The sequence below is a fragment of the Mesorhizobium marinum genome (assembly GCF_040813675.1).
GTDB lineage: Bacteria > Pseudomonadota > Alphaproteobacteria > Rhizobiales > Rhizobiaceae > Mesorhizobium_K > Mesorhizobium_K marinum.
In genome coordinates this window covers 336,198-353,912 of the sequence record NZ_JBFOCI010000004.1, presented here as the reverse complement: position 1 = coordinate 353,912, position 17,715 = coordinate 336,198, and the positions used below count along the sequence as shown (strand labels likewise).

Annotated in this window: 17 protein-coding genes; 12 read left to right on the top strand and 5 right to left on the bottom strand. The window is 66.4% G+C overall.

The window, feature by feature from the left end; genetic code table 11:
* The first annotated feature begins 19 nt into the window (after positions 1–19).
* The 11 genes from ABUE31_RS15435 to sugE all read left to right on the top strand — a co-directional run bounded on the left by ABUE31_RS15435 (position 20) and on the right by sugE (position 11,223).
* Entirely contained in the window at positions 20–745 is a 726-nt protein-coding gene (locus ABUE31_RS15435; protein ID WP_367724548.1) for a hypothetical protein, read from the top strand.
* The gene (locus tag ABUE31_RS15430) at positions 742–1,038 is read left to right on the top strand and encodes a hypothetical protein (protein ID WP_367724547.1); all 297 of its coding nucleotides are present in this window, start codon (positions 742–744) and stop codon (positions 1,036–1,038) included. The genes ABUE31_RS15435 and ABUE31_RS15430 overlap by 4 nt, the downstream gene beginning before the upstream one ends.
* A 138-nt stretch (positions 1,039–1,176) precedes the next feature.
* Positions 1,177–2,073: a class II glutamine amidotransferase gene (locus ABUE31_RS15425; protein WP_367724546.1), complete on the top strand. Its 897-nt coding sequence runs from the start codon at positions 1,177–1,179 to the stop codon at positions 2,071–2,073.
* Positions 2,074–2,190: 117 nt separating this feature from the next.
* Positions 2,191–2,877, top strand: a complete 687-nt coding sequence (locus ABUE31_RS15420) for a GltB/FmdC/FwdC-like GXGXG domain-containing protein (RefSeq protein ID WP_367724545.1) — start codon at positions 2,191–2,193, stop codon at positions 2,875–2,877.
* Positions 2,878–2,894: 17 nt separating this feature from the next.
* A complete protein-coding gene (locus tag ABUE31_RS15415; protein ID WP_367724544.1) occupies positions 2,895–4,223 on the top strand; it encodes an FMN-binding glutamate synthase family protein in 1,329 nt (442 codons plus the stop codon).
* Positions 4,224–4,294: 71 nt separating this feature from the next.
* Complete coding sequence (gene glnT / locus ABUE31_RS15410) at positions 4,295–5,602, top strand: type III glutamate--ammonia ligase (RefSeq protein WP_367724543.1); 1,308 nt, start codon at positions 4,295–4,297, stop codon at positions 5,600–5,602.
* Positions 5,603–5,639: 37 nt separating this feature from the next.
* The gene (locus ABUE31_RS15405) at positions 5,640–6,893 is read left to right on the top strand and encodes a sarcosine oxidase subunit beta family protein (RefSeq protein ID WP_367724542.1); all 1,254 of its coding nucleotides are present in this window, start codon (positions 5,640–5,642) and stop codon (positions 6,891–6,893) included.
* Between the two features lie 16 nt (positions 6,894–6,909).
* Entirely contained in the window at positions 6,910–7,185 is a 276-nt protein-coding gene (locus tag ABUE31_RS15400) for a sarcosine oxidase subunit delta (RefSeq protein WP_367724541.1), read from the top strand.
* A complete protein-coding gene (locus ABUE31_RS15395; RefSeq protein WP_367724540.1) occupies positions 7,182–10,169 on the top strand; it encodes a sarcosine oxidase subunit alpha family protein in 2,988 nt (995 codons plus the stop codon). Before ABUE31_RS15400 ends, ABUE31_RS15395 begins: the two co-directional genes overlap by 4 nt.
* Positions 10,162–10,788, top strand: a complete 627-nt coding sequence (locus tag ABUE31_RS15390; RefSeq protein ID WP_367724539.1) for a sarcosine oxidase subunit gamma — start codon at positions 10,162–10,164, stop codon at positions 10,786–10,788. Before ABUE31_RS15395 ends, ABUE31_RS15390 begins: the two co-directional genes overlap by 8 nt.
* 120 nt (positions 10,789–10,908) lie before the next feature.
* Complete coding sequence (sugE, locus tag ABUE31_RS15385) at positions 10,909–11,223, top strand: quaternary ammonium compound efflux SMR transporter SugE (protein ID WP_367724538.1); 315 nt, start codon at positions 10,909–10,911, stop codon at positions 11,221–11,223.
* Between the two features lie 22 nt (positions 11,224–11,245).
* Here the strand turns inward: sugE and ABUE31_RS15380 are convergent, their stop codons facing one another.
* Entirely contained in the window at positions 11,246–13,135 is a 1,890-nt protein-coding gene (locus ABUE31_RS15380; protein WP_367724537.1) for an ABC transporter ATP-binding protein, read from the bottom strand.
* 148 nt (positions 13,136–13,283) lie between these two features.
* On the opposite strand from ABUE31_RS15380, the gene ABUE31_RS15375 reads away from it, so the two are divergent.
* Positions 13,284–13,664, top strand: a complete 381-nt coding sequence (locus ABUE31_RS15375) for a DUF3307 domain-containing protein (protein ID WP_367724536.1) — start codon at positions 13,284–13,286, stop codon at positions 13,662–13,664.
* A 42-nt stretch (positions 13,665–13,706) separates the two neighbouring features.
* Here the strand turns inward: ABUE31_RS15375 and ABUE31_RS15370 are convergent, their stop codons facing one another.
* The 4 genes from ABUE31_RS15370 to ABUE31_RS15355 all read right to left on the bottom strand — a co-directional run bounded on the left by ABUE31_RS15370 (position 13,707) and on the right by ABUE31_RS15355 (position 17,714).
* Complete coding sequence (locus tag ABUE31_RS15370; protein ID WP_367724535.1) at positions 13,707–14,849, bottom strand: Gfo/Idh/MocA family protein; 1,143 nt, start codon at positions 14,847–14,849, stop codon at positions 13,707–13,709.
* 24 nt (positions 14,850–14,873) lie between these two features.
* The gene (locus ABUE31_RS15365; protein ID WP_367724534.1) at positions 14,874–15,623 is read right to left on the bottom strand and encodes a sugar phosphate isomerase/epimerase family protein; all 750 of its coding nucleotides are present in this window, start codon (positions 15,621–15,623) and stop codon (positions 14,874–14,876) included.
* Positions 15,624–15,687: 64 nt separating this feature from the next.
* The gene (locus ABUE31_RS15360; protein WP_367724533.1) at positions 15,688–16,767 is read right to left on the bottom strand and encodes an ABC transporter ATP-binding protein; all 1,080 of its coding nucleotides are present in this window, start codon (positions 16,765–16,767) and stop codon (positions 15,688–15,690) included.
* Between the two features lie 5 nt (positions 16,768–16,772).
* The gene (locus ABUE31_RS15355) at positions 16,773–17,714 is read right to left on the bottom strand and encodes a carbohydrate ABC transporter permease (RefSeq protein ID WP_367724532.1); all 942 of its coding nucleotides are present in this window, start codon (positions 17,712–17,714) and stop codon (positions 16,773–16,775) included.
* Position 17,715 lies beyond the last annotated feature (1 nt).

Genomic DNA, 17,715 nt, shown 5'->3' with positions numbered 1-17,715 from the left:
GGCCAGGCGGAGTTCGTCCATGTCCTCGGCGCTGGAGCATTTCGGTTTGCCGCTGTCGCCCGAGGGCATGGGCCTCCTCGTTTTCTGCATTGCGGGCGTGGCGGCGATCGCCATGCTCGCCAGAAAGGAATTCCGTGCCGACCTCAGGCGGCGTGGAACTCTGCTCGATGCGGCCGCCGGCCTGGTCGGCGATGCGCAGGTGACGATCGGCGGCGACGGCTACCCCCGTCTGCTCGGCACGAGTTCCGGCAACAGGATCAGCATGGAGGTCGTGGCCGACAGCCTGGTGCCGCGCCGCCTGCCGCAACTTTGGCTGAAGCTGACCATGCTTGCGCCCGAGCCGAGGCCGCGGCCGTCGATCGGCGTGCTGGCGCGACCCGTCGGCACCGAGTTCTATTCGCGCGTGCTGGGGCTGCCTGATACCATCGCGCCGAGCTTTTCGAGCGATATGCCCCTCCTGATGCGCGGCAGCGACGTGACCGACGATGCGGTGCAGCGCACCAGCGGTCTCTTCCGGACGCTTTTGTCCGATCCGGGACTGAAGGAGATCGTCATCACCCCGCGCGGCGCAGGGCTTGTTCGCCAGATCGCCGAGGGCGATCGCGGCGCGCATGTGCTCTACCGGCAGATACGCTTCCCGGTGGAGCAGGTTCCGGCCGACCTCGTGCGCAACGCGCTGGACGAATTGCGGCTGCTGAACGACGTTCTCGATGCCGCCCCGCAAACGCTCGAGGCAAGCCGATGATATCCTCCCTGTGCGCAGATGTCCTGAACCCCCGCCTGGTCCTCGTCCTCGCGATCCTCTTTCCGGGCGCCGGCCACGTTGCTGTGGGACAGGCCAGGCGCGGATTGTGCTTCACGCTGTTCGCCGTCCTGTTCATGGTTCTTTCATACCTGACCACGACGCCCGAACATTCGTTCGTCGGACGGCACGCCGGCGGGCTCTTCGTGTGGGCGCTTTCGATCACCGACGCCTATCGCCTGGCGCGGATCCGGCAGGAAGCGTTTCGCCGCGCCGCGGCGCGGCCGGGAGCCTAGGCCGGTGCCGGACGAACGGCTGCCCGCCGGGTTCCCCGTTCTATTAATTTTCAGGAATATTTTTTTCATCGTAGTTGAAAACGGCCGGGCCATTCGCTAGACATTGGCGAATGCTCTCATTCGAGAAAGGACAGGGCCATGTGCGGCATTGTTGGTCTGTTTCTGAAGGACAAGTCGCTTGAGCCGAAGCTCGGCGAGATGCTGTCGGACATGCTGGTGACGCTGACCGATCGCGGCCCCGACAGCGCGGGCATCGCGATCTACGGCGCCGGCGACAGGAACCACAGCAAGATCACCATCCAGTCGGCCGATCCGGCCCATGACTTCGACGGGCTGGCAGCCGAACTCGGCGCCAGGATCGGCGGCAAGGCGGACATCGTCGTGAAGTCGACCCACGCGGTCATCGAGGTTCCGACGGCCAAGGTCGAGGCCGCGCGCGACGCCATCCTCGAACTGCGCCCCAGCGTGCGCATCATGGGCGTCGGCGAGGTCATCGAGATATTCAAGGAAGTCGGCCTGCCGGCCGACGTCGTCAAGCGGTTCGATCTGACCAAGATGTCGGGCACCCACGGCATCGGCCACACCCGCATGGCCACGGAAAGCGCGGTGACCACGATGGGCGCCCATCCGTTCTCGACCGGTCCGGACCAGTGCCTCGTGCACAACGGCTCGCTTTCCAACCACAACAATGTCCGGCGCGAACTGAGACGCGAGGGGATGACCTTCGAGACCGAGAACGACACCGAGGTCGCCGCCGCCTTCATCTCCAACAAGATGGCGCATGGCGACAATCTCGGCGGCGCGCTCGAGAAGACGCTGACCGACCTCGACGGCTTCTTCACCTTCGTCGTCGGCACCAAGAACGGATTCGGCGTGGTGCGCGACCCGATCGCCTGCAAGCCTGCCGTCATGGCCGAGACCGACCGCTACGTCGCCTTCGGCTCGGAGTACCGCGCGCTCGCCAACCTGCCCGGCATCGAGGATGCCAGGGTGTGGGAGCCGGAGCCTTCAAAAGTCTATTTCTGGGAACACTAGCCGATGCCGGCGCAAAGGTCGGGCGAATTGGCGAGGCCGGGGTCTGCCCTGCGCAATCCCGAATGGCCTGGCATGGTCGCCGGCAAAACGTTGCAATCGAACAAGGACATGGTCTGAATGCCCACCTTCGACTTGGCCAAATCCTCGCTGCGCGAGCTCAACAAGGCGCTTCATGACATCAAGGAGGGCTCCAACGAAACCTCCTGGGAAGTCGTCAATCCCAAGGGAAGCCATGCGGTGGCCGCGGGGGTCGACCAGCCGGTCGCGATCGATGTGCGCGGTTCCGTCGGCTACTATTGCGGCGGCATGAACGACGGCGGCGCCATCACGGTGCACGGCTCGGCCGGTCCGGGCGTCGGCGAGAACATGATGTCGGGAACCATCGTCGTGAAGGGCGACGCCAGCCAGTATGCCGGCGCCACCGCGCGCGGCGGCCTGCTGGTGATCGAGGGCAACGCCTCGTCGCGCTGCGGCATCTCGATGAAGGGCGTCGACATCGTCGTGCACGGGGACATCGGCCACATGTCGGCGTTCATGGCGCAGTCTGGCAATCTTGTGGTGCTCGGCGACGCTGGCGATGCGCTGGGCGATTCCATCTACGAGGCCAAGCTCTATGTCCGCGGCAAGGTGAAAAGCCTTGGCGCCGACTGTGTGAAGAAGAAGATGCATCCCAAGCACATCAAGCGCCTGCAGGACCTGCTCGACCGCGCCGGCGTGAAGGGCGTCAAGCCGGAGGAGTTCACTCGCTACGGCTCGGCCCGCACCCTCTACAACTTCAACATTGACAACGCCGACGCGTATTGAGCGGATTAGAGGCACCCATGACCTACAAGAACCCGCCCACCACGCCGCGCAAGTCCGCCACCTTCGACGACTACACGTTGTCGGAGATCCGCCGCGCCGCGGCGACCGGTATCTATGACATCCGTGGCGGCGGCGCCAAGCGCAAGCTGCCGCATTTCGACGATCTCCTGTTCCTCGGGGCGTCGATCTCGCGCTATCCGCTCGAAGGCTACCGCGAGCGCTGCGACACCTCCGTCGTCCTCGGCTCGCGCTATGCGAAAAAGCCGATCGAGCTGAAGATTCCGATCACCATCGCCGGCATGAGTTTCGGCTCGCTGTCAGGCCCCGCCAAGGAGGCGCTCGGTCGCGGCGCCACGCTCGCCGGCACCTCGACGACCACCGGCGACGGCGGCATGACGGAAGAGGAGCGCGGCCACAGCCAGACGCTCGTCTACCAGTACCTGCCTTCGCGCTACGGCATGAACCCGCGCGACCTCAGGCGCGCCGACGCGATCGAGATCGTCGTCGGCCAGGGCGCCAAGCCCGGCGGCGGCGGCATGCTGCTCGGCCAGAAGATCTCCGACCGCGTCGCCGCGATGCGCAACCTGCCGCAGGGAATCGACCAGCGCTCGGCCTGCCGCCATCCCGACTGGACCGGCCCGGACGACCTCGAGATCAAGATCCTGGAAGTTCGCGAGATCACCGACTGGGAGAAGCCGATCTACGTGAAGATCGGCGGCGCGCGCCCGTACTACGACACCGCGCTGGCGGTGAAGGCGGGCGCTGACGTCGTCGTTCTCGACGGCATGCAGGGCGGCACGGCCGCGACGCAGGAAGTGTTCATCGAGCACGTCGGCCAGCCGACGCTCGCCTGCATCCGCCCGGCGGTCCAGGCACTGCAGGATCTCGGCATGCACCGCAAGGTGCAGCTCATCGTGTCCGGCGGCATCCGCAACGGGGCCGACGTCGCCAAGGCCCTGGCGCTTGGCGCCGACGCGGTGTCGATCGGCACCGCGGCCCTGGTCGCGCTCGGCGACAACGACCCGCACTGGGAGGCCGAATACAACAAGCTCGGCACCACGGCCGGTGCCTATGACGACTGGCACGAGGGCAAGGACCCGGCCGGCATCACGACGCAGGATCCGGAGTTGATGAAGCGCGTCGACCCGATCGCCGCCGGACGGCGCCTGGCGAACTATCTCAAGGTCATGACGCTGGAGACGCAGACGATCGCCCGCGCCTGCGGCAAGAATGACGTGCACAACCTGGAACCGGAGGATCTCTGCGCGCTGACGGTCGAGGCGGCCGCGATGGCGCAGGTGCCTCTCGCCGGCACCGGCTGGATACCCGGAAAGGGCGGTTTCTGATCTAATCCGACGTCTGGCAAGAACAACAACAAGGCCAGGGGAACGCATACCAAATCAAATGGGGAACTCCATTGCCAACTGATCTCTCGCAATACGCCAAGAAGAACGGCGTCAAATATTTCATGATCTCGTTCACCGACCTGTTCGGCGGCCAGCGCGCCAAGCTGGTTCCGGCGCAGGCGATCGGCGACATGCAGAAGGACGGCGCGGGCTTTGCCGGTTTTGCGACCTGGCTCGACCTGACCCCCGCGCACCCCGACATGCTGGCGGTGCCGGACCCGAACTCCGTCATCCAGCTGCCCTGGAAGCCGGAAGTGGCCTGGGTGGCGGCCAATTGCGTGATGGACGACAAGTCGGTCGCCCAGGCGCCGCGCGACACGCTGAACCGGCTGGTCGCCGAGGCGGCGCAGGAGGGGCTGCGCGTGAAGACCGGCGTCGAGCCCGAGTTCTTCCTGATCTCGCCGGACGGAACGGCGATCTCCGATCCCGCCGATACCGCGGCCAAGCCATGCTACGACCAGCAGGCGGTGATGCGCCGCTACGACGTCATCGCCGAGATCTGCGACCACATGCTGGCGCTCGGCTGGCAGCCCTACCAGAACGACCATGAGGACGCCAACGGCCAGTTCGAGATGAACTGGGCGTTCGACGACGTGCTGGCTACCGCCGACAAGCACTCCTTCTTCAAGTTCATGGTTCGCTCGATCGCCGAGAAGCACGGCCTGCGGGCGACCTTCATGCCCAAGCCCTTCCCCGGCCTTACCGGCAATGGCTGCCATGCGCATATCTCGGTCTGGGACAAGGCCGGCAAGGTCAACGTCTTCGCCGACCCCAAGATGGAGCTGGGCCTGTCGGCCAAGGGCCGCAACTTCCTCGGCGGCATCATGAAGCACGCCTCGGCGTTCGCCGCCATCACCAACCCGACGGTGAACTCCTACAAGCGCATCAACGCCCCGCGCACCATCTCCGGCGCGACATGGGCGCCGAACACGGTGACCTGGACCGGCAACAACCGCACCCACATGGTGCGCGTGCCCGGCCCCGGCCGCTTCGAGCTGCGCCTGCCCGACGGCGCCGCCAACCCCTATCTGATGCAGGCGGTGATCATCGCGGCCGGCCTCGACGGCATCCGCTCGAAGGCCGATCCCGGCAAGCGCTACGACATCGACATGTATCAGCTCGGTCACACCGTGAAGGGCGCGCCGAAGCTGCCCCTCAACCTGCTCGACGCGCTCCGTGATTTCGACAAGGACAAGTCGCTGAAGGCGGCGCTGGGAGAGGAATTCTCGTCGGCCTACCTAAAGCTGAAGCACCAGGAATGGAATTCCTATGCTTCGCACTTCACCCAGTGGGAACGGGACCACACGCTCGACATCTGAGGGCGGACGGAAAATCGGCGCGCGCGGCATTCGCAAGATGAAATACTCGATCTTCTCCCTGGCGCGTGCCGCCCTTTCGGGCCACAAGAACTGGCCGCGCACCTGGCGCGACCCCGAGCCCAAGCCGCGCTACGACGTGGTCATCATCGGCGGCGGCGGGCACGGCCTCGCCACCGCCTACCACCTAGCCTTCGAATACGGCATTACCAATGTCGCCGTGCTCGAGAAGGGCTGGATCGGCTCAGGCAATGCCGGCCGCAACACCACCATCATCCGCTCGAACTACCTTCTGCCCGGAAACATCGGCTTCTACGAGCTGTCGATGAAGCTCTGGGAGTCGATGGAGCGCGACCTCAACTACAATACCATGGTCAGCCAGCGCGGCGTGCTCAATCTCTACCATTCGGACGCCCAGCGCGACGCCTATGCGCGGCGCGGCAACGCGATGCGCATCAACGGCATCGACGCAGAACTGCTCGACGTGTCGGGGGTGCGCAAGCTCGCGCCGTTCCTCAACTACGACAATTCGCGCTTTCCGATACAGGGCGGCCTCTTGCAGCGGCGCGGCGGCACGGCGCGCCACGACGCCGTCGTCTGGGGCTACGCCCATGCCGCAGACGCACTCGGCGTCGACATCATCCAGAACTGCGAGGTCACCGGATTCACGCGCGACGCGGCGGGCAGGGTCACCGGCGTCGAGACCACGCGCGGCGCGATCGGCGCCGGCAAGGTCGGCATGGCGGTCGCCGGCAGCACGTCGCGTGTCGCCGCCATGGCAGGGTTGCGCCTGCCGATCGAAAGCCACGTGCTGCAGGCCTTCGTTTCCGAAGGCATCAAGCCGCTGATCCCGGGCGTGATCACCTTCGGCGCCGGACACTTCTACGTCAGCCAGTCGGACAAGGGCGGGCTGGTCTTCGGTGGCGACCTCGACGGCTACAATTCGTACGCCCAGCGCGGCAACATGCCGACCATGGAAGACGTCTGCGAAGGCGGCATGGCGCTGATGCCGGTCATCGGCCGCGTCAGGCTTCTGCGCCAGTGGGGCGGCATCATGGACATGTCGATGGACGGCTCGCCGATCATCGACAAGAGCCCGGTCGACGGGCTCTATCTGAACGCCGGCTGGTGCTACGGCGGCTTCAAGGCGACGCCGGCCTCCGGGCTGGTCTTCGCCCATCTGATCGCCCGCGATGCTCCGCACGAGGAAGCGATGCGCTTCCGGCTCGACCGGTTCAGCCGCGGCGCGATGATCGACGAAAAGGGCCAGGGGCCCCAACCGAACCTGCATTGAGGACGGCAGACAAGAAATGCTGATAGCCTGTCCCTTCTGCGGCCCGCGCGAGAACGGCGAGTTCACCTATCTGGGCGACGCCAAGCCGAAGCGGCCCGAACCAGACGCCGGCGCCGACGCCTTCTACGACTACGTCTATCTGCGCGACAACGTCGCCGGCGAGATGGACGAGTTGTGGTACCATGGCGGCGGCTGCCGCTCGTGGCTCAAGGTGTGCCGAAACACCATGACGCACGAGATTTCCTCGGTCGAGCCGGCAGCCGGCGCAGGCGCGGCGAAGGTGGCGTCGTGAGCACCGCCGCGCAGACACACCGCCTCGCCTCCGGCGGCCTTGTCGACCGGTCTCAGCGGCTCGATTTCTCCTTCGACGGCAAGTCGATGTCGGGCTATGCCGGCGACACGCTGGCTTCGGCGCTGATCGCCAACGGCGTGAAGCTGGTCGGCCGCTCGTTCAAGTATCACCGCCCGCGCGGCATCCTGACGGCCGGCTCGGAGGAGCCCAATGCGCTGGTCGAGCTGCGCAGCGGCGCACGCCGCGAGCCGAACACGCGCGCCACCACGGTCGAGCTCTACGGCGGCCTCGTCGCCGCGAGCCAGAACCGCTGGCCCTCGCTTTCGTACGACCTGCTTTCGGTCAACCAGCTCGCCGCTCCGATTTTTGTCGCCGGCTTCTACTACAAGACGTTCATGTGGCCGTCGCGGCTCTGGGAGAGCTTCTACGAGCCGCTGATCCGCCGCGCCGCTGGTCTCGGACGCGCTGCCGAGGCGGCCGATCCGGATCACTACGAGAAGGCCTGGGCGCATTGCGACGTTCTGGTCGTCGGCAGCGGCGCCACCGGGCTTGGCGCCGCGCTGGCCGCTGGCCGGGCGGGTGCGCGGGTGATCCTCTGCGAGGAGGAGCCTTCGCTCGGAGGACGCCTGCTGTCGGACGGCGGGGTCGTCGACGGCCGGCCTGCCGCCGAATGGCTCGTCGATGCGGTTGCCGAACTCAGGGCGATGCCCGACGTCCGGATCATGACGCGGACCACCGTGACCGGCGCCTACGACCACGGCGTGCACGCAGCGCTCGAGCGCGTGAACGACCACGTCCCGGCGCCGCCGGAGCACCAGCCGCGCCAGCGCCTGTGGCGCATCTGCGCAAGGCGCACCGTGGTTGCCGCAGGCGCGCTGGAGCGTCCCGTCGCCTTCGGCGGCAACGACGTGCCCGGCGTTATGCTCGCCTCGGCCGTTCGCACCTATATCAACCGCTACGCGGCGACGCCGGCGAAGCGGCTGGCGATCTTCACCAACAACTCCGATGCCTGGAAGACCGTCGACGCGGCGCTCGCCGCAGGTTTGACGGTCGCCGGCGTGATCGACGCCAGGCCGGAGACGTCGTCGGAGAAGCGGGCGCTGGCCGCGAAGCACGGTTTCGCGGTGCTGAACGGCGTCGTCGACCATGTCGACGGCGGCAAGTCGGGCATCGGCAGGATCAAGGTGGCGCTGGCCGGTGGCGCGCGCGCCTCGCTCGAGGCCGACGGACTGGCCGTTTCCGGCGGCTGGAATCCCGCCGTCGGCCTGACCTCGCAGCATCGCGGCCGGCCGGCATGGCGCGACGACATCGCCGCCTTCGTGCCCGACGGGGCACCGCCCGGAATGACGGCCGCGGGCTCGGCGAACGGCGCGTTCTCGCTTGCCGACTGCCTGGCGCAGGGTCACACCGCAGGCGCCGCTGCGGCCGCCGACCTCGGGTTCGGCGGGAACGCGGGCGCTGCGCCGACGTCGGACGGCGAGACGCCCTATTCATTGAAGCCGCTCTGGCATGTCGAGGGCAGGAAGAAGGCCTTCGTCGATTTCCAGAACGACGTGACGACCTTCGATGTCGCTCTGGCCGCGCGCGAGGGGTTCCAGTCGGTCGAGCACCTGAAGCGCTACACGACGCTCGGCATGGCGACCGACCAGGGAAAGACCTCCAACGTGCAAGGCCTCGCCATCATGGCCGAGCTGACCGGGCGGTCGATTCCGCAGGCGGGAACGACGATCTACCGGCCGCCCTACGTGCCGGTGGCGATCGGCGCGATGGCCGGCCATCACCGGGATGAGAACTTCCACAGCGTCCGGCTGACGCCGTCGCATCACTGGGCGGCCGAACGCGGCGCCGTCTTCGTCGACACCGGCCTGTGGAAGCGGGCGCAGTGGTACCCGGTGGCGGGCGAGAAGGACTGGCTGGAATCGGTCACCCGCGAGGTCAACGCGGTGCGCGGCGGCGTCGGCTTCTGCGACGTGTCCACCCTCGGCAAGATCGACGTGCACGGCCCCGATGCCGGCGTCTTCCTCGACCGCGTCTACATCAACGCCTTCTCCAGCCTCGCCGTCGGCAAGGCGCGCTACGGCCTGATGCTGCGCGAGGACGGCATCGTCTACGACGACGGCACCACGTCCCGGCTTGCCGAGGATCGCTATTTCCTGACCACCACCACCGCCAAGGCCGGGCCGGTGATGCAGCATCTGGAATTCTGCCGCCAGGTCCTGTTCCCGGAACTGGACGTGCAACTCGCGTCGGTCTCGGACCAGTGGGCGCAGTTCTCGATCGCGGGGCCGAAGGTGCGCGACCTCCTCGCGGAAATCGTCGATCCGGCCGAAGACCTGTCCAACGAGGGCTTCCCCTTCATGGGCGTGCGCGAGGTGGCCCTGCGCGGCGGCGTCAGGGCGAGGCTGTTCCGCATCTCCTTCTCGGGCGAGATGGCGTTCGAGATTTCCGTGCCGACGCGCTTCGGCGACGCGCTGGTGCGCAACCTGATGGCGGCGGGCGAACAGTTCGGCGTCACCCCGTACGGCACCGAGGCGCTCGGCGTCATGCGCATCGAGAAGGGCCATGTCGCCGGCCCCGAACTCAACGGCACGACGACCGCCGCCGATCTGGGCCTGGGCAAGATGATGTCGACCAAGAAGGATTTCATCGGCCGCGTCATGGCCGGGCGCGAGGCCCTTGTGGCGCCGGACCGTCAGGTCGTCGTCGGCATCCGGCCGGTCGACACGGCGCGGCGGCTGCGCTCAGGCGCGCATGTCATCGCCAAGGGCGCGATCCCCGGTCCCGACACCGACGGCGGCTACGTCACCTCGGTCTGCTATTCGCCGACCATGGGCCAGTGGCTCGGGCTCGGACTGGTCGCCAACGGCCGCGAGCGCATCGGCGAGATCGCCATGGCGCACGACCCGCTGCGCGGCGAGGCCTATGAAATCGAAATCTGCAATCCCGTCTTCTACGATCCGGAAGGAGGGCGCCAGCGTGGCTGATCTGTCCTGGTCCGAGACGACGCCCCTCTCGCGCATCTACGAGGCTGGGCGTCACGGCGTCAAAGAGGGTCCGGCCGGCGTGGCGCTGGCCGAACTGACCAGTTTCGACCTGGTGCAGGTGATGGCGCGTCGCGGCCGCTGGCAGGCGGCTGTCGAGGCATGCCGTGGCCTCAACGGCAAGGATGCCCCCGCGAGGCCGCAGGCGCTGCCAGCCGGCGAGGCAAGGCTCATCTGGTCGGGGGCGGACCAGTTCCTGGTCCTGTCACGGCGCGGCGCAGGGTTTGAAAAGGCCGCTTCCGCCTTCGCCGGCGTCGCCTCGCTTTCGGAGCAGTCCGATGCCCGCTCGCTGCTTGAGATATCGGGACCCCGGGCGCGCGACCTGCTGGCAAAGGTCTGCTCGGTCGACCTGCATCCGGCCGCGTTCCCTGTCGGCGCCGCCGCAGCCACTTCGATCGACCACACCGCGGTCAATCTCTGGCGCGAGGACGACGCCGATGGCGGGCCGGTGTTCCACCTGCTGGTCTTCGCCACCTTCGCGGAAAGCCTCTGGCACACGCTGCTCGATTCCGGCGCCGAATACGGCGTTTCGATCGATGCCGCCCGGGCATGGCAGCCATGACCGGGCAGCCCTTCACGCGGCAATGCCGATGGTCTATCTAGGCGCTCGAGGACGACCTCGGGCGCTTTGCCTTTTTGTCGAAGGGACGACCCTTCCCGCGAAACGCCAGGAGGTTCTTCCATGAACTGGGCCATTCTTTTCTTCGCCGGCCTTTTCGAGATCGGCTGGGCGATCGGCCTCAAATACACCAACGGTTTCACGCGTCTCGTGCCGACGGTTCTGACCGCGGTCAGCATGGCAATCAGCCTCGGCCTGCTCGGCATCGCGCTGAAGACGCTGCCGGTCGGCACGGCCTATGCCGTGTGGACGGGCATCGGTGCGGTCGGCACAGCGATCCTCGGCATCTACCTGCTCGGCGAGCCGGCTGCCGTGGGCCGGATCGTCTGCATCGGCCTGATCGTCGCCGGCATCATCGGGCTGAAGCTGGTGTCCTGACCGAACCCGCTGCGACCGCCGGCTACCGGTAGCCGGCGGCCTGCAGTTCGAAGAGATCGGCGTAGACGCCACGGGCTGCGACCAGTTCGTCGTGCGAGCCGGCCTCGATGATGCGGCCGCCCGACAGGACCAGGATGCGGTCGGCCATGCGCACGGTCGAGAAGCGGTGCGAAATCAACACGGCCGTCTTGCCCTTGGCGAGACTCTTGAAGCGCTGGAACACCTCGGCCTCGGCCTTGGCGTCGAGGGCGGCCGTCGGTTCGTCGAGGATGATCAGTTCGGCGTCGCGCATATAGGCGCGCGCGATCGCCACCTTCTGCCATTCGCCGCCGGACAGGTCGCGGCCATTGGCGAACAGCTTTCCGAGAGGCTGGTCGTAGCCGAGCGGCAGCTTCTCGATCACCGGCGCAGCCAGGCTCTGTTCAGCGGCTGCCTCGATGCGGTCGCGGTCGGGCGCCGCCTCGATTCGGCCGACGCCGATGTTTTCCGCCGCCGTGAGGGAATAGCGGATGAAATCCTGGAAGATGACGCCGATATGCGTGCGCAGGTCGACGAGATCGATGTCGCGGAGATCGATGCCGTCGACGAGGATGCGCCCCTCGTCGGGATCGTAGAGGCGCGTCAGCAGCTTGACGATGGTGGTCTTGCCGGCGCCATTCTCGCCGACCAGCGCCACCGCCTCGCCTGCCTTCATCGAGAAGTTGAGGCCGCGCACGGCCCAGTGTTCGGTGTCCGGATAGCGGAAGCCGACATTCTCGAAGACGATGCCGTCGCGGATCGGCTGCGGAAACGGCTTGGGAGTGTCGGAAAGGGTGATGGTCGGCTTGATGTCGAAGAAGGAGAACAGGTCGTCCAGATAGAGCGACTGGCCGGCGATCTGGGTGACGCCGATCAGCAGCTGTCCGAACAGGCCGTTGAGCCTGAGGAACGAGCCGGACAGGAAGGCGAGGTCGCCCAGTGTGAATTCGCCCTCGACGGTGCGCCAGACGATATAGGCGTAGGCGCCATAGTAGGCGAGGCTGGAGAGCGCCGCGAACAGGCCGCCCCAGATGGCGCGCTGCGTGGCGAGCCGCCGGTTGTCGCGCATGATGGTGTCGGCCAGCCGCCTGAATCGGGCGACGAGGAACGAGCCAAGCCCGAACAGCTTGATCTCCTTGGCCGTTTCGGCGCTGGCGCCGACATAGCGGAGATATTCGAGTTCGCGCCGTTCGGGCGAGCGCAGGCGGTTGAGGTGATAGGAGCGCGTGTTGAACTTGGCCTCGCTGACGACCGCCGGGATCAGCGAAACGAGGAGCAGCAGGATCAGCCAGGGCGCATAGACGAGCAGGCCGAAGGCAAGCGTGGCTATGGTGACGAGCGACTGGCCCTGTCCGAAGATCTGCGCCAGCAGCGCGTTGCGCCCGGCCGCCTGGCGTCGCGCGCGCTCCAGCCGGTCCTGATATTCGCTGGACTCGAAATGCCTGAGGTCGAGGCTCGCCGCATGCTGCATCAGCTCCATGCTGACGGTGTTGGAATGCAGTTCGGCGAGGATGCCGTCGACCAGCGAGATGCCCCTGGACAACAGGTCGGCGAGCACCACGAGCGCGAATTCCAGCGCCAGCAGCGCCGCGACATGGGCGAGCCTGCCGCTGGCGATCCAGTCGGAAAGGGCTGGTCCGGGCGCCGGCTGGCCCGCCTGGAGCACGACCTCGTCGATGATCAGCTTGCCGACATAGAGCAGCAGGAGCGGCTGCACGGCGGAAACCAGCCTGAGCGCCACGCTCGCAACGGTCAGCGGAGCGCTTGTGCGCCAGACCTGCGCGAAGAACCGCTTTAGGTGTCGCAGCGTGGCGAGCTGCTGGCCGAGCGGCGGCTGGTCGGCCGTCGAGCTGCGGAACGCCAGGCGCGCGGCAAAATTCTCGCTTGAACTCATCTCGCGCCGAAGATGGTGACTATGGGCCCCTTGCGCAATCCACCGCATGGCCTTGCGTCATGCATTCTGGCAATTGACATCGACGGCAATGCGCCCGCAGTTTGACATCCCGCGTGGCAGGCGCCCCGCGACTGAAATTGGAAGCCAGATGACGACAGTCGCGATCGCGCTCTTCGCCTTGTTGCTGGTCAAGCATTGCCTAGGCGACTTCGTCCTCCAGACGAAGTGGCAGGTGCACGAGAAGGGCATCTATGGAGCGCCCGGCGGGCTTGTCCACTCCGCCATCCATGTCGCGGGAACGCTGGTTGCGCTGCTCCTGGTGCAGGCGTCCTTCCCGGTTGTCGCGACTGTTCTGATCGCCGAGTTCGTCGTCCACTACCACATCGACTGGGGAAAAGAGAAAGTCGTGCGCTATTTCGGCTGGCGCGACGGCGCCCGCTTCTGGAACGCGATCGGCTTCGACCAGCTGCTGCACGGGCTGACCTATGTCGCGATCGTGGCCTATGTGTGCGGCCACGTCGCTTCATGAAGGCGGCACGTCGGAATTGCTTCCCGCCGGGACTGGCCGACCCTAGCCATTCTTCGCCAGAAGCGCCTTCGCTTCCTTCGGTCCGAGCGGCGCCGGCCGTTCGCAGGTCGTGCGCATGGCGACGAACCTGCCCGTCTCGCCGGACTTGAGGATCGACGTCATCACCTCGACCACATGCAGCGCAAGCTCCATCGAGCAGCGGTGCGGCCTGCCGGACTGGATCGCCAGCGCCATATCGGACAGGCCCGCGGTCCGGTAGTTGGCCATCATGCCGTGGCTGTGCCTCTGGTTGGGCACGCCGAACGGGTGGTTCCAGGCCGGCAGCTTCTTCACCTCCTGCGCGCCCTTCGTGTAGCGGACGTCGCCGCCGAAGAAGTTCGGATCTGGGATGTAGACCGTGCCGGCCTCGCCGTAGAGTTCCATCGGCGCGTGCCGGTGGTCCCAGACATCCCAGCTCGCGCCAAGCGTCACCACGGCGCCGCCGGCGAACTCGAGCAGCGCATGAATGGTGGTCGGCGTGTCGACGGGCACCTTCTCGCCGTTGCGGGGGCCGTTGGCGATGACGCGCTGCTTGCGCGGCGTCGCCGAGAGCGCAGCGACGCTCTTCACCGGACCGAGGAGCTGGACCAGGTTGGTGATGTAGTAGGGCCCGATGTCGAGCACGGGCCCGGCGCCCGGCTGGAAGAAGAAGTCGGGATTGGGGTGCCAGTGCTCCATGCCGCGGCCCATGACGTGGCAGGTTCCGCCGGTGATCTCGCCGAGCCGGCCTTCGTCGATCAGCCGCCGCACAAGTTGGTGAGCGCCGCCGAGGAATGTGTCCGGTGCGGAACCGATGCGAAGATCCTTCCTTGCTGCGCGCCTGGCGAGGTCGAGGCCGTCCTTGACCGAAAGCACGAAAGGCTTTTCCGAATAGACATGCTTGCCGGCGTCGAGTGCCCGCCGCGAGATGTCGTAGTGGACCGACGGGATGGTCAGGTTGACGACGATGTCGATATCGTCGGCCCCGAGCAGGGCATCGACGCTTTCGGCGCGCACGCCGTATTCCGCGGCCCTGGCCTTCGCCGCAGCCGGGTTGATGTCGGCGCAGCTACGGACCTCGATGCCTTTGAACAGCGGCGCGAATCTGAAATAGGTGGTTGAGATGTTGCCGCATCCGACGATGCCGACACCAAGCTTGCGTGCCATATGCGTTTGCTCCCGGGAGGCTGCTCAGTAACTCTGGACGGATTCGATCGAACGCCGTGCGAAGCGGGCGAAGTCGTTCGGGTTGTCCTGCTCCATGATGAAGTGTCGGGCCGGCGTCCCAGCGCGCAGCGCCTTGAGCAGGCCAGCCCAGTCGATCGTGCCGTGGCCGACGTCCGACCAGCCGTCCTCGTCGAGACCTTCGCCCGGCTTGGCGATGTCCTTCACATGCACCGCCACGATGCGCTGTCCGTAGCGGTCGATCCAGGGCATCGGGTCGGCGCCGCCGCGCACCACCCAGGCGACGTCGATCTCCCAACCGACACCGGGCGCGGCGTCGAGGATGTGCTGCTGCGGGACCGACCCGTCGGCCAGCGCCTTGAACTCGAAATCGTGATTGTGCCAGGCGAAGCCGTAACCCTCCCTGGTGGCCTTTTCGCCGACAGCGGCGAGCCGCTCGCCGAAGCCGCGCCAGCCGGCGGCCGTCGCTTCCGGCCGCGCGTCTGGCACGAGGTAGGGGCAGACCATGGTGCGGACGCCGAGCGCGTCGGCAATCCGGCGCGCGCCATCGAAATCGGTCTCCAGCGTATCGATGGCGAAATGGGCGGTCGGCATGGTGAGGCCGTTCCTGTCGAGTTCCGCGCGCAGTCCCGCAGGATCGGCGTACACGCCGCCATAGCCCTCGACCTCTTTATAGCCGGCTTCGCGGAGCACTTTCAGCACCTTGTCCCAGGGCTGGAAGTTGCGCGCGCTGTAGAGCTGAAACGACCAGTTCATTGCAATGACCCTTCTGCGGTGGGGCGCTTGGGAGCCCCGTTGGTTGCAGGCTTTGCAGCCCGGTTCAGATGCGTTCGCCCGTGGCCGCGTCGAACAGCGACGCGTTCATGGGATCGAAGCCGATGGTCACCGTGTCGCCGGTGGCCGGGGAGCGTTCCGAGGAGACGCGGATGGTCAGCGTCTGCGCACCGAGCTTCGTCCAGACCAGCGTGTCGGACCCCATCGGATCGACGATCTCGACCTGCGCGACCGCCGAGAACGGCCAGTCTTCGCCGGAATTGATGCCGACATGCTCCGGACGGATGCCGAAGACGGCCGGTCCGGGTCGTCGGGTCTCGAAGCTGTAGCGCGCCAGCGGAATGTCGATGCCTTCGGCGACGAAGCGGGGCTCGCCGTCGGTTTCGACGACCGCCCCGTCGAGGAAGTTCATGCCGGGCGATCCGATGAAGCCGGCGACATAGAGATTGACCGGCCGCTTGTAGATCTCCTGCGGCCGGTCGAGTTGCTGGATCAGGCCGCCGCGCATGACCGCGATGCGGTCGGCCAGCGTCATCGCCTCGATCTGGTCGTGCGTGACGTAGATCATCGTGTTGGCGAGCTTCTGGTGCAGGCGCTTGATCTCGACGCGCAGTTCCGAGCGCAGCTTGGCGTCGAGGTTGGAAAGCGGCTCGTCGAACAGGAAGACGTCGACGTCGCGCACCAGCGCCCGGCCGATCGCGACACGCTGGCGCTGCCCGCCCGAAAGCTGCGAGGGCTTGCGCTCGAGAAGCGGCTCGATCTGCAGGATCTCGGCGGTGCGCCCGATGCGGCGATCGATCTCGTCCCTGGGCACGCCGGCGTTCTTCAGCCCGAACGAAAGGTTCCCTTTGACGGACATCTGCGGATAGAGGGCGTAGGACTGGAAAACCATGCCGATGCCGCGGTCCTTGGGCTCGTCCCAGGTGACGTTCCTGCCCTTGATGAAGATCTGCCCGTCACTGACGTCGAGCAGCCCGGCGATGCAGTTGAGCAGGGTCGACTTTCCGCAGCCGGACGGGCCGAGCAGGACCAGGAACTCACCGTCCTCGACGTCGAGATTCAGGTTCTTCAGCACCGAGACGGCGCCGAAGTCGAGCGACAGGTTCTTGACGGCGACGCTGGTCATCGGTCCTAGCCCTTCACGGCGCCCGCCGCGATGCCGCGAACGAACAGTTTTCCGGAGATGAAGTAGATGACAAGCGGCACCAGGCCGGTGATCAGCGTAGCCGCCATGTTGACGTTGTACTCCTTCACGCCCTGCACGGAGTTGACGATGTTGTTGAGCTGCACCGTCATCGGGTAGGTGTCGGGCTTGGTGTAGACGACGCCGAACAGGAAGTCGTTCCAGATGCCGGTCACCTGCAGGATGATGGCGACGACGAAGATCGGCAGCGCCATCGGCAGCATGATCCTGAAATAGATGCCCCAGAATCCGGCGCCGTCGACGCGAGCCGCCTTGAACAGCTCCTCGGGCAGTGACGCGAAATAGTTCCGGAACAAAAGCGTCAGGATCGGCATGCCGAAGATCGAATGCACGATCACCAGGCCTGACAGCGAGCCGTAGAGCCCGATCTCCCTCAGCACGATGACGATCGGGTAGATCATCACCTGGTATGGAATGAACGCGCCGACGATCAGGATGGTGAAGAAGATGTCCGCGCCCTTGAAGCGCCAGTTGGCGAGCGCGTAGCCGTTCACCGAGGCTATGGCTATCGAGACGATCACCGAAGGCACGGTGATGCGCACCGAGTTCCAGAATCCTCGCGACAGCCCGTCGCAGTTCAGGCCGGTACAGGCCGTCGCCCAGGCCTTCACCCAGGGTTCGAAGGTGATTTCCACGGGCGGTGCGAAGATGTTGCCGAGCCGGATCTCGGGCATGCCCTTCAGTGACGTCACGATCATCACGTAGAGCGGGATCAGATAGTAGACCGCCGCGAAGATCAGTGTTCCGTAGATGAAGATGTTGCGGCGCGAGAAGGCGACGCGCGGCTTCGGCCCGCGCGGGCCGCTGAGTTCGCCAGCGATTGCGTCGGCGCCGGCCACCGTGACGGCAAGGCTTGCTGGATTTGACATC